Raw genomic sequence first — 12,697 nt, 5'->3', positions numbered from 1 at the left:
CGCTCTGGAGAACCCCTATGGCACGTTACGTACACAGCATCGGCCACCTGCTCTACCGCTTCGACAGCCTCAAAGAGGTGATGGCCAAGGCCAGCCCGGCGCGCTCGGGCGACGTCCTGGCCGGGGTGGCGGCGGGCAACGACGGCGAGCGCGTCGCGGCGCAGATGGCCCTGGCAGACATCCCGCTGCGCGAATTCCTCAACGAAGCGTTGATTCCCTACGAAGATGACGAAGTCACCCGGCTGATCGTCGACAGCCATGACGCCGAGGCCTTCGCCCCGGTCGGCCACCTGACCGTGGGCGGCCTGCGCGACTGGCTGCTCAGCGAGGCGGCCGACGAGCACAGCCTGCGCGCCTTGGCACCGGGGCTGACGCCGGAAATGGCGGCGGCGGTGTCAAAGATCATGCGCGTGCAGGATCTGGTTCTGGTGGCGCAGAAGATCCGCGTGGTCACCGCATTCCGCGGCACCATGGGCCTGCGCGGGCGCCTGTCGACGCGCCTGCAACCCAACCACCCCACCGACGAGCCGGCCGGCATCGCCGCGAGCATTCTCGACGGCCTGCTGTACGGCAACGGCGACGCCATGATCGGCATCAACCCGGCCACCGACAGCACCGCCTCGATCTGCGCCTTGCTGGAGATGCTGGATGCGGTGATCGAGCGCTACCAGATTCCGACCCAGGCCTGCGTGCTCACCCACGTCACCACCTCCATCGAGGCGATCAACCGCGGCGTGCCGCTGGACCTGGTGTTCCAGTCCATCGCCGGCACCGAGGCGGCCAACGCCAGCTTCGGGGTCAACCTCAATGTGTTGCAGGAGGGTTACGAGGCGGGGCTGTCGCTCAAGCGCGGCACGGCCGGGCAGAACCTCATGTACTTCGAGACCGGCCAGGGCAGCGCGTTGTCGGCCAACGCCCACCATGGCGTCGACCAGCAGACCTGCGAGACCCGCGCCTACGCCGTGGCCCGGCATTTCAAGCCGTTCCTGGTCAACACCGTGGTCGGCTTCATCGGCCCGGAATACCTGTACAACGGCAAGCAGATCATCCGCGCCGGCCTGGAGGACCACTTCTGCGGCAAGCTGCTCGGCGTGCCGATGGGCTGCGACATCTGCTACACCAACCACGCCGAAGCCGACCAGGACGACATGGACACCCTGCTGACCCTGCTGGGCGTGGCCGGGATCAACTTCATCATGGGCATTCCGGGCTCGGACGACATCATGCTCAACTACCAGACCACCTCGTTCCACGACGCGCTCTACGCGCGGCAAACCCTGGGGCTGCGGCCCGGGCCGGAATTCGAGGCCTGGCTCGAACGCACCGGGATCTTCACCCAGGCCGATGGCCGGGTGCGCTTCGGCGACAACCTGCCGCCGGCATTCCGCCAGGCGCTGGCGCAACTGGCCTGAGAGGTGACCATGGACCGTTCCACGCTCGAACCCGCCGCAGACGCGGCCGGCGACCCGACCTCTGCTCCCGCCTTGGACAACCCCTGGCTTGCCCTGCGCACCCTGACGCCTGCGCGCATCGCCCTGGGCCGCACCGGCACCAGCCTGCCCACCGCCGCCCAGCTCGACTTCCAGTTCGCCCACGCCCAGGCACGCGACGCGGTGCACCTGCCGTTCGACCACGACGCCCTGAGCCAGCAACTGCACGGCGCTGGCCACGAAACCCTGCTGCTGCACAGCGCAGCGAGCGACCGCCACGAATACCTGCAACGCCCCGACCTCGGCCGACGTCTGTCCGAGGATTCGGCTGTCCGGTTGCGCGAACATGCCGAACGACACCCGGGCGGCGTCGACCTGGCCATCGTCATCGCCGATGGCTTGTCGGCCCTGGCCGTGCACCGCCACAGCGCCGCCCTGCTCAAGCGTTTCGACGAACAGGCCGCGGTCGACGGCTGGCGCCGCGCGCCGGTGGTGCTGGTCGAGCAGGGCCGGGTGGCGGTGGCCGACGAAGTGGGGCAACTGCTCGGCGCGCGCATGACGGTGATGCTGATCGGCGAGCGACCGGGGCTCAGCTCGCCCGACAGCCTGGGGGTGTACTTCACCTACGCGCCCCGCGTCGGCCTGACCGATGCGGCGCGCAACTGCATCTCCAACGTGCGCCTGGAAGGCCTGAGCTACGGCATGGCCGCCCACCGTCTGCTGTACCTGATGCGCGAGGCGTGTCGGCGGCAGCTGTCGGGGGTCACGCTCAAGGACGAAGCCGAAGTGCAGAGCATCGGCGACGAGGCGGCCGATAAGAAAACCGGGAATTTCCTGCTTGGCAGCGATTGAGGCAGGGTAAAAGTACCCGGTAATCCCCCGCTACAAACTCCACGGGCACTTTCCGAAGTTGCCCGTATAATGCCGTGCCTATCACGTAAGAAATTTTACCCACCCTCTCAGGCAAGGACGCTCGCCACCAGCGCGCAGTCCGTCGTCGCTCGCCCGTCGCCGCGGGACCCGAACACAGGTGCTGTACATGGAATTCAATCCGCTGGACCTCATTCTGCATCTCGACTACTACCTCGACGTGCTGGTCTCCAACTACGGTCCGTGGATCTACGCCATCCTGTTCGCGGTGATCTTCTGCGAAACGGGCCTGGTGGTGATGCCGTTCCTGCCGGGCGACTCGCTGCTGTTCATCGCCGGCGCCGTGGCTGCCGGCGGCGGCATGGACCCGGTGCTGCTCGCAGGCCTCCTGATCATGGCGGCGATCCTGGGCGACAGCACCAACTACGTCATCGGCCGCACGGCAGGCGAGCGGTTGTTCCGCAATCCCACGTCGAAGATCTTCCGCCGCGACTACCTGCAAAAAACCCATGAGTTCTACGCCCGCCATGGCGGCAAGACCGTCACCCTGGCGCGTTTCCTGCCGATCCTGCGCACCTTCGCGCCTTTCGTGGCCGGCATCGCGCACATGCAGTACGTGCGCTTCCTGGCGTTCAGCGTGGCCGGTTCGGTGCTGTGGGTCGGCAGCCTGGTGACTCTGGGCTACTTCTTCGGCAACGTGCCGTTCATCAAGCAGCACCTGTCGCTGATGGTGGTCGGCATCATCCTGCTATCGCTGATCCCGATGATCCTGGGTCTGCTGCGCAGCCGTTTCGGACGCGCCGCCAAGGCCCACTGAGGCGCGCCCATGTGGTCGTTCAGCGCCTGGCGCCGACGCCGCACCCTGGCCCGCTACCCGGTGGACGCGGCCCTGTGGCAGCAGGTGCGCGAACGCCTGCCGATGCTCGACGGCATCGGTGCCGATGAAGACCGCTGGCTGCGCGAAGCCAGCGTATTGTTCCTGCACGACAAGCACCTGACCCTGCTGCCGGGCGTCGATCTCGACGATGCCCAACGCCTGTTCCTCGCCGCCCAGGCGCAATTGCCGCTGCTGCACCTGGGCGAGCACGACTGGTACCAGGGTTTCCACGAGCTGATCCTCTACCCCGACGACTTCCAGAGCCCGCAGCGCCACCGCGACGGCAGTGGCGTGGAACACGTGTGGAACGGCGAGCACAGCGGCGAAGCCTGGCAGCAGGGGCCGGTGATCATGGCCTGGCCGGGGGTGCTCGCCGGCGGTGGCTGGGACGCCTACAACCTGGTCGTCCACGAGCTGGCGCACAAGCTCGACATGCTCAACGGCGACGCCAACGGCCTGCCGCCGCTGCACCGCGGCATGGTCGTCGGCGACTGGGCCAACGCCATGCAGACGGCCTTCGACGACCTCAACCGCCAACTCGACGCCGACCCCGACGCCGAGACCGCCATCGACCCCTACGCCGCCGAAAACCCCGCCGAGTTCTTCGCCGTCACCAGCGAATACTTCTTCAGCGCGCCCGACCTGCTCATGCAGGCCTACCCCGAGGTCTACCGACAACTGGCGTTGTTCTATCGGCAATCGCCGCTGGAGCGTCTGCAACGCCTGCAGGCCGAAGACCCCGCCTATGGGCCCGAGCCCGCTTGAAGCCACGCCGCCCCGGCCGGACATGGCATGCCCTTGTGGAATGTGCCTATAATCGCCGCCACTTTTTCGGTCCTAACAGGGGGGCTTTGCCCAATGAGCTACAGCAAGATTCCGGCCGGTAAAGACCTGCCGAACGACATCTACGTCGCCATCGAGATCCCGGCCAACCACGCGCCGATCAAATACGAAATCGACAAGGACAGCGACACCCTGTTCGTCGACCGTTTCATGGCCACCCCGATGTTCTACCCGGCCAACTACGGCTTCATCCCCAACACCCTGGCCGACGACGGCGACCCCCTCGACGTGCTGGTCGTGACCCCTTACCCGGTCGCCCCAGGCTCGGTGATCCGCGCCCGTCCGGTCGGCATCCTGAACATGACCGACGACGGCGGCGGCGACGCCAAAGTCATCGCCGTCCCGCACGACAAGCTGTCGCAGCTGTACGTCGACGTGAAGGAATACACCGACCTGCCGGCGCTGCTGATCCAGCAGATCGAGCACTTCTTCGCCAACTACAAGGATCTGGAGAAGGGCAAGTGGGTCAAGATCGAAGGCTGGGACGGCGCCGACGCCGCCCGCGCCGCGATCACCAAGTCGGTCGAAGCCTACAAGGGCTGATAGCGCCGCATCGGAAAACCCTGTTTCGGCAGGGTTTTTTTATGCCCGCAGAATGGACCTTCCCGCTGGGCGTTTAGAATTCGTCCTACAGCGTCCTACACCGCCGTCTTACAGACTCCCTACGCGGTTCCCGATCCGCTCAACGTCCTGTTGATGTTTCGCATACGGCCGCGCCGCTAGACTGTTCCAATGAACAATTCCGGTGATCGTTTGAAGGCACTTCTGCAGGAGTGCAAATTGACCCCGTCCGACTTTGCCGCCCAGCGCAACGTCTCGCCGCAACACATCAACAACTGGTTCAAACGCGGCGTGCCCATGGCGCGCATGGACGAGATCGCCGACCTGTTCTGCGTACACCGTCGCTGGCTCAGATGCGGCGAAGGCCCCAAGCACCCCGACCCCATCCTGCGCCCGCGCGCTACCGTGCCTGGCCAAGTCCGGCAGGCCTCGTTGCTGCTGGCCGCCGACGGCGCGCAAACGCGCTTTTCCCTGCACCGCCTCGACGCCGGCCTGCTCAAGCCGGTGACCGCGCACCAGGTGCTGCTGCCGCAGCAGGCCCTGGACGCCCTCGGCATCGCGCCGCGCGACGTAGTGTGCATGGCCATGCCCGCGCACAACATGACTCCCGTGATCCCACGCAACGCTTTGCTGGCCGTCGACCGCAGTTGCACCCGGGTGGTGGAAGGCGAAACCTACGCCCTGCTGCACAACGGCCGCCTGCGCATCCATCAACTGAGCCTGGGCGACCGCGACGTGCTCAGCCTGCACAGCCACGACCGCCTCAACTACCCCACCGAGCGCTTCTCCCCTGCCCAGCGCCGCGCCCAGGACCTGTATGTGTTCGGTTGGGTGTTCTGGTACTCGCACCTGCGCCAGCAGCGACCACGGTGAAACGACTGGGGTAGTTTGTGCTGGGCAAGTGGGGTGTGGGCTTGTATCCTTGGCGACACTTTTTGCCCCTGGCCGCACACGACGCGGTGCAGCGGGTGGAACAGAGCCCGTGCGGCGACTGTTCTTTCCTTTCATCGCCCGTCGAGGTCATACCGTTCAAGGCGGTTGCGGCTTGTCAAAAACGAGCCAAGACTGCCCTCGAGAAGCCGGCCACAAGCCGGCTTTTTAATGTCTGTCGTCCCGTCCCGAGCATGTTCCATATCTCCACGACCCGAAACCTCGACGCGGTCCAGCCCTAGAAAGTTCTGGTGCAGCTTCATCCTCACAAGACGTATGCATCCTGCAAGGTCATGCCCTCGGTTCAGCCAGTGCTACGCCGCCCACTCGGAAATTTGGTACAACGCTTTTCAGAAGACTATCGAGCCAAGTGACGGCTGGCGTCTGATGCTCCATGCCAACGGAAACGGCGCCGATGCGAAGTATCCGTTTTCCATCTCAAGGAAGATGAAGATGCTAAAAATATTGGGTAAGGCCTCCTCGATCAACGTACGCAAGGTGCTCTGGACATGCGCCGAGTTGCAGATTCCCTTCGAGCGACAGGACTGGGGCTCTGGCCTCAGGGACACCAATACCCCTGAGTTCACTGCGCTGAACCCCAACGCGATGGTGCCGGTGATCGATGACGAGGGATTCGTGGTGTGGGAGTCCAACACGATCATCCGATACTTGGCGAACCGAGCCATGGCCGATCATCTTTATCCGACGCAAGCGCAACCCAGAGCACGGGTGGACCAGTGGATGGATTGGCAGGCCAGCGACCTCAACAAATCCTGGGGTTATGCGTTCATGTCGCTCGTCAGACAAAGTGCTGCCCATCAGGACCCTGAAGCGCTCGCTCAAGGATGTCGTGAGTGGAGCAGGCATATGGCGACTCTGGACAGACAGCTCGGCAAAACGGGAGCGTATGTCAGTGGCTGCGCGTTTTCGCTGGCGGACATTCCGATTGGCCTTTCGGTGAACCGCTGGTTCGAAACGCCGCTAATCCACCCGGATTTTCCTGCGGTCAGCGCCTATTACGAACGCCTGAGCGAGCGCGCCGGCTTCCGCCTGCATGGCCGGAACGGTACGCCGTGAAAGGCATCAGTCTCGGCATCCAACTAAGCCATGGCCCAATCCGGAACAAGGCCTGCGCCTATCGCCTTGAATTTCCGAGTCTTGAGAAACTGCAAAGCGTTAGACACATTCCGTGTAACCCCCCCGCGATTTCAAATAGGCGGTAGTTTGATCCGATCATAGAAGCGAAATGATCCATTGCCGGGCTGTGGCCTTGCAGTGGGCCCATGGGCCTCGCACCCCACATGACGATTCGTTCACGCACAAAAACGAACACCCCCCATCGCCCACCTGTCACTACTCCATCGACCGCTTACGTTCGCATCAGGAGTTCCCATGGCAAAGATCAACATGGCCCAGCAATTGGCCTCCACCCTCGAACAGGCCGGCATCAAACGCATCTGGGGCCTCACCGGCGACAGCCTCAACGGCCTCACCGACGCCCTGCGCAGCATGGACAGCATCGAGTGGATGCACGTGCGCCACGAGGAAGTCGCGGCCTTCGCCGCCGGGGCCGAGGCGGCGGTGACGGGCGAGCTGACGGTGTGCGCCGGCAGCTGCGGGCCGGGCAACCTGCATTTGATCAATGGCCTGTTCGATTGCCACCGCAACCGGGTGCCGGTGCTGGCCATCGCCGCACAGATCCCCTCTACGGAGATCGGCCTGAACTACTTCCAGGAAACCCACCCGCAGGAACTGTTCAAGGAATGCAGCCATTTCATCGAGCTGGTCAGCAACCCGGCGCAGATGCCGCAGGTGCTGCACCGCGCCATGCGCTCGGCGATCCTCAACCGCGGCGTGGCGGTGGTGGTGATTCCCGGTGACGTGTCGCTGCTGGAGGTCGAAGAAAAGCCGGCGGCCTGGCCTGCATTGCAGCAACCGCGCATCCTGCCCGCCGAAACCGACCTGCAGCGCCTGACCGATCTGCTGCAAGACAGCCACAAGGTGACCCTGCTGTGCGGCAGCGGCTGCGCGGGTGCCCACGATCAAGTGGTGGCCCTGGCCGACGCGCTCGGCGCGCCGGTGGTGCATGCGCTGCGCGGCAAAGAGCACGTGGAGTGGGACAACCCCTTCGACGTCGGCATGACGGGCTTGATCGGCTTCAGCTCCGGTTACCACGCGATGATGGACTGCGAGACTCTGGTGATGCTGGGCACCGACTTCCCCTACCGACAGTTCTTCCCGAGCGACGCCAAGATCGTGCAGGTCGACCGTGATCCGCAAGCGCTGGGCCGCCGCGCCACGCTGTCGCTGGGCATCGCTGCCGATGTCGGCGAAACCCTCGACGCCCTGCTGCCACGCCTGACGCGCAAGACCGACCGGCGCTTCCTCGACGACGCGCTGAAAGCCTACGGCAAGGCCCGCCAGGGCCTGGACGATCTGGCGGTGCCGTCCAAGGGCGACCGGCCGATCCATCCGCAATACGTCACGCGCCTGCTCAGCGAGCTGGCCAGCGAAGATGCGATCTTCACCGCCGACGTCGGTTCGCCCACCGTCTGGGCGGCGCGCTACCTGAAGATGAACGGGCAGCGTCGTCTGGTCGGTTCGTTCAACCACGGCTCGATGGCCAATGCCATGCCACAGGCCATGGGCGCGCAGGCGGCCTTCCCGGACCGTCAGGTCATCTCCATGAGCGGCGACGGCGGTTTCAGCATGTTGATGGGCGACTTCATCTCGCTTTCGCAGCTGCGACTGCCGGTGAAAGTGGTGGTGTTCAACAATGCCTCGTTGGGCTTCGTGGCCATGGAAATGAAGGCGGCGGGCTACCTCGACACCGGCACCGAGTTGCGCAACCCCGATTTCGCCGCCATGTCCAACGCCATGGGCATCCTGGGCATTCGCGTGGAGCGCTCGGAAGACCTGGAGGACGCCCTGCGCCGTGCCCTGGCGCACGATGGCCCGGTGCTGGTGGACGTGGTCACCGCCACCCAGGAGCTGGTCATGCCCCCGACGATCAAGCTGGAGCAGGCCAAGGGCTTCAGCCTGTACATGCTCAAGGCGGTGATGAGCGGGCGCGGTGACGAGGTGCTGGACCTGGCCAAGACCAATCTGCTGCGCTGACCACCTAGCGTGCCCGGTGCACGACGGGCACGCATGATGCGTCTCCTGGCCCGCACGGTCGACTTCGCCGAGGACGGCCGTGCATGTTCGACGTGCTTGCTGGGCAGAACCCGGCGCCTGGGGCTCAAACCATGCCCCGAGTCGAATAAAAGCTGCTAGCCAGCGCCCTTTACACCAAGCCATCGAGCCCAAGTTGCGCGTAGAATCCCCGGGCTCGTTCGGCCGCAGGTTGAGGCCTGACGCCGGGCCAGTCGATCGGCCTTGCGACCATCGCAGGCGGGTGCTTTTTCGTCACGAAGACGAGCACGACCGATGCCGTACGATCCGATGAATTCATTCACATCCGGGTACTGAAACAGTAAGGTAGCAAATCGCCATAATCCCGCCCTGGACGGCACGTAGCACAGAGCATGGAGCCGCTTTCGCTCTCCTCTCTCTCGATACGCATGCACGCCGCACTACCCCGCGCACGGTCGCTGTGTGCGAGGCTCGCGACGCGCCTGGCGTGGCTACGGTGATCTCCAGGCAGGAACGTGACAGCCGAGGCTACGACGATTTCAGCGCCAACGCGGGTATGTGTCCGGGCTGGGCAATAGGGAAGAGAAAGGGAATGTTGAGCAAAAAGACAATGCAGCGCACGGTGCTCGCCACGGCCATCGCCATGGGGCTGAGCAGCTGCGCAACGGTCGACGACACCTTGGGCGAGCGCTCCGGCGGGTTCGCCTGTGGCGCCGGTGCGGTCATCGGTTCGCTCGCCGTCGGCGCTATCGTCGCGGCTGCGGGAGGTAACGGCAAGCAGATCGCCACAGGTGCCGTCGCCGGTGGCGCGGTGGGCTGTGCGAGCCTGTATGCATACAAGCAGCGCGTCGATCGTCTCAAGTCGGTGGCAGCGCAACAGGGCCTGACCGCCGAAGTGCGCGAAGTGCAAGTGGTCGATGCCACCGGCCGGAAGAAGTCCGTAGGCGTGGAGGCCCAGATCGAAGTCGCCGAGATGTTCCCGTCGAACTCGGCGACCCTGACCAGCGAGGGCTATCGCAAGCTGAGCGTGATGGCGCAGGAATTTGCGCGCGATCGCGCCGCCACCCAGCGCGGAACGCCTGCCAAGAAGCTCCTGGTGGTCGGCCATACCGACGCTTCGGGCGGTGCCGAGATCAACCAGAGGCTGTCCGAGCAACGCGCCCAAACCGTCGCCGACATGATGGCCGCGATTGGCGTGCCCAAGCAGGACATCTTCTTCCAGGGTGCGGGCTCCGCACGGCCTGTGGCAGACAACGCCACCGATGCCGGCCGGGCGAAGAACCGTCGGGTCGAGATCGTCGAAGTCGACAACGAGCAGGTCCTGGCGCAACGCGTGCGTGACGAACGCTCCAGCGCCAAGTACCTGACCCACGGCACCGCCGTCGCGTCCAACGGCACGGCCAAGCCCAAGGCCAAAAAAGCCACCGCAAAGCCTGACACCGCAGCCAAGACCCCGCGCGTCGCCACCACGGCGAAACGGCCAGCGGGCACGCCCGCCAAGGCGCCCGTGCCGGCGGTCAGCGAAAAGGCCCCCGCCACTTCCACTGCCGCAGCGCCAGAGACCGTGGTGCAACTGGCAGGCAAAGGCGGTATCGATTTTGGCGGTACGCCCGTCACCACGACCAGCTCGATGCTGGCGTCGAGCATTCAGCCCAAGCGCTCGACCTTTTCCCTGATCACCCCGGCATATGCCGACGCGCCTGCCACCTCGTGCGTGGGTGACCTGCCGCGGATCCAGGGCGAAGTGAAGAACCTGGCCACCGGCACCGCGCTGAAGGACTACTCGACCATCGACTTCCTGCCGGGCCTCAACGGCGGCGTGTGGGCAAGCAAAGTCAACGGCCACGTGGCCGCCGTAGGCCCGGTTGCGGTGCTGCGCGGCACCGGTGCGGCTGCCGGTGCCCCGCTCATGCAGTTCACCTCGAACGTCGGTACAGCCAACAAGCAGGATTCCGCCGCCTACAAGTCGGTGGCCAACACCTACGAAGGCGAGACCCAGGTGCTCTACCGCGTGTTCGCGCTCGACCAGAAGAGCGCCCCGGTGTCCTGCATGGACATCGTGTTCGACAAACGCGCAGGCAACGCGGTGGCCGGCGAAATCTACTACCCGAAACAGGGTGACGCCTATGTGGCGCAGTTCCGACCGCAGAAGCGCGGCTAAGGAGAAGTATCCATGCTCGAAACCATCCAGACGTTTTTCGCCAACTACTGGCATGTGGTCCTGCCCATCGTCCTGCTGACGTTCCTGGCCATCCCGATCATCATCCACTGGTACGAGGTGCGCTACGCCCTGATGAAGGCGCGCATCAACGTCCCCTGGGTCGGCTACCTGTCGCACTGGGTGAAGAATCCGGGCTCCAAGGAGCAGCCGACGCCGAAGAACCCTGACGCCGTCGGCTTCTACGAGTCGGAAAACCAACTGAACCTGAAATACGAAACCTACTACCGCGACCACCAGCCGTCCGAAGCGCATTTCAAGCGCTGCCAGGACTATCTCGGCAAGATCGGCGAGGACAACCGCAAGGAAAAAGGCTTCGCCATGTGGGCGATCATCATCGTCCTGATGCTGATCGAAGCCACGGCGTTCGGCTACGCGCTCGCCCCCTTCGCGCTGACGCTCGCCACCCCCGACACCGCCGTGGCGGGTGCATTCGGCATCGGCCTGGTGATCTCGATCATCGGTGTGTTCCTGTCCGAGTTCGCCGGCCGTCAGCTCTACCTCAACAACATCGTCAGCAAGATCATGGGCTACGAGGAGCTGCGCCACGCAGGCGCCGATGGCGACATGATCTCGCGCGACATCGTGACCATCGACAATACCTACATCGACGATGAGCGCCCCGAGTACCAGCGCATGCTCAACCGGGTGAAGGTGCCGCAGGACGGCGCCATGCCGGCCAAGCGCTACGGCATCGTGATCGGCTATGCCCTGTTCATCGTCATTCTGGCCGTCGCGGCGTTCTGGGTGCGGACCGAGACCCTCAACGCACAGGAAGCCGAACTGATCGCCAACCCGCCGGCCGTCTCGCAAGGCGCCGACGATTTCCCGGCCAGCAGCGAGGACGACTTCCCGCTGCCGAGCGAGATGCAGTCCATCGCCAACGACACTGCCGGCAAATCCGCCCAGGACCAGATCGACGCATTGCACCGCGCCAGCCTGGTGACGTTCGCGGTATTGAGCGCGCTGTTCATTTTCATCCAGTTCACCTCGACCTTCCTGGCCTACACCTACGGTTTCGCCGGCACCTACTCGCGCAAGGCCTGGGAGTTGGTGCACAAGTTCTCCAGCGCCAGCGAGTTCACGCGTTACCACCAGGCCAAGGCCCGCAGCGTCGCCAACGACGCCCAATCGGCCCTCGGCAAGCTGCAGGCGCTGCAGCTGGCGCGGTTCCGCGTCAAAGGCGGCGATCGCGAGGCCCTGCGCACGGACAACGTGCGCCGCACCTTCAACCGCTTCATCGAAGAGCAGGATGCGGGCAAGGCCTGGGCCGACCAGAAAGCCATCGCCGAACAGCTCGGTAAGGACAGCCGGGCGGTATTGGAAAACTACATCAAGAAGTCGACAGCCGACCTGAACGCTGCGATCGCCAACAACGACGCTGTGCGGATCGATGAAATCATTCGCGTCGCATTGCCACGCCTGAACCAGATCGACGACCCGGCCCTGTTCCAACTTCGCGATACGTTCCGCAGCGTGGCGAAAACCTTCCTGGCACCGGCCGTGGCGGCGGTGGCACCGGCACCTACCGTGGCCGTGCAAGTGAACGTGCCCGTCGAAACCCAGCCAGTGGTGGCCGTCGTGCAGGCGCCGCCCGCGCCGCCTGTGGCACCTGTAGCACCTGTGGCAGCCGCGCCCACAGCGCCAGCAGCCGGCGCTTTCGACCCGCACCAGTTCGGTGACCTGACCGAGTTCCATGAGGACGACCTGGCCTTCGTGGCAACTGCCAAAGGCACCGACCTCGACACCATCAAGCGCGCTCGCCGCCTGCAACTGATGGTCAAGCAAAGCGTCTAGCCCGACCGAGCGGCTGCGTCCTCGCGCAGCCGCCTA

General features: G+C 64.8%; 10 protein-coding genes. All 10 read left to right on the top strand.

All coding sequences use genetic code 11. From position 1 onward, the window contains the following. Positions 1-17: 17 nt before the first annotated feature. The 10 genes from B4M43_RS20415 (at position 18) to B4M43_RS20370 (ending at position 12,661) form a co-directional block, all read left to right on the top strand. Positions 18-1,412: an ethanolamine ammonia-lyase subunit EutB gene (locus B4M43_RS20415; protein WP_296269271.1), complete on the top strand. Its 1,395-nt coding sequence runs from the start codon at positions 18-20 to the stop codon at positions 1,410-1,412. A 9-nt stretch (positions 1,413-1,421) separates the two neighbouring features. After that, positions 1,422-2,282 (top strand): ethanolamine ammonia-lyase subunit EutC, encoded by an 861-nt coding sequence (gene eutC / locus B4M43_RS20410; protein WP_296269270.1) that lies wholly within the window; start codon positions 1,422-1,424, stop codon positions 2,280-2,282. A gap of 187 nt (positions 2,283-2,469) precedes the next feature. Beyond that, positions 2,470-3,117: a DedA family protein gene (locus B4M43_RS20405; RefSeq protein WP_296269269.1), complete on the top strand. Its 648-nt coding sequence runs from the start codon at positions 2,470-2,472 to the stop codon at positions 3,115-3,117. Between the two features lie 9 nt (positions 3,118-3,126). Beyond that, positions 3,127-3,942, top strand: a complete 816-nt coding sequence (locus tag B4M43_RS20400) for a zinc-dependent peptidase (RefSeq protein WP_296269268.1) — start codon at positions 3,127-3,129, stop codon at positions 3,940-3,942. A gap of 93 nt (positions 3,943-4,035) precedes the next feature. After that, positions 4,036-4,563 carry an inorganic diphosphatase gene (gene ppa, locus B4M43_RS20395; RefSeq protein ID WP_296269267.1) on the top strand — a complete coding sequence of 176 codons (528 nt, stop codon included), beginning with the start codon at positions 4,036-4,038 and terminating at the stop codon, positions 4,561-4,563. A gap of 189 nt (positions 4,564-4,752) precedes the next feature. Next, positions 4,753-5,454, top strand: a complete 702-nt coding sequence (locus B4M43_RS20390; RefSeq protein ID WP_296269266.1) for a LexA family transcriptional regulator — start codon at positions 4,753-4,755, stop codon at positions 5,452-5,454. 510 nt (positions 5,455-5,964) lie between these two features. After that, positions 5,965-6,588: a glutathione S-transferase family protein gene (locus B4M43_RS20385; protein ID WP_296269388.1), complete on the top strand. Its 624-nt coding sequence runs from the start codon at positions 5,965-5,967 to the stop codon at positions 6,586-6,588. Between the two features lie 315 nt (positions 6,589-6,903). Next, positions 6,904-8,628: a ubiquinone-dependent pyruvate dehydrogenase gene (poxB, locus tag B4M43_RS20380; RefSeq protein WP_296269265.1), complete on the top strand. Its 1,725-nt coding sequence runs from the start codon at positions 6,904-6,906 to the stop codon at positions 8,626-8,628. Between the two features lie 610 nt (positions 8,629-9,238). Further along, positions 9,239-10,807 (top strand): OmpA family protein, encoded by a 1,569-nt coding sequence (locus B4M43_RS20375; protein WP_296269264.1) that lies wholly within the window; start codon positions 9,239-9,241, stop codon positions 10,805-10,807. Positions 10,808-10,819: 12 nt separating this feature from the next. Then, positions 10,820-12,661 carry a hypothetical protein gene (locus B4M43_RS20370; RefSeq protein WP_296269263.1) on the top strand — a complete coding sequence of 614 codons (1,842 nt, stop codon included), beginning with the start codon at positions 10,820-10,822 and terminating at the stop codon, positions 12,659-12,661. The last annotated feature ends 36 nt before the right edge of the window (positions 12,662-12,697 follow it).

This window comes from Pseudomonas sp. UBA6562, from assembly GCF_002434265.1.
Classification (GTDB): Bacteria; Pseudomonadota; Gammaproteobacteria; order Pseudomonadales; family Pseudomonadaceae; genus Aquipseudomonas.
The sequence above is the reverse complement of the archived record's forward strand: the minus strand, read 5'-3'. Positions and strand labels throughout refer to the sequence as shown.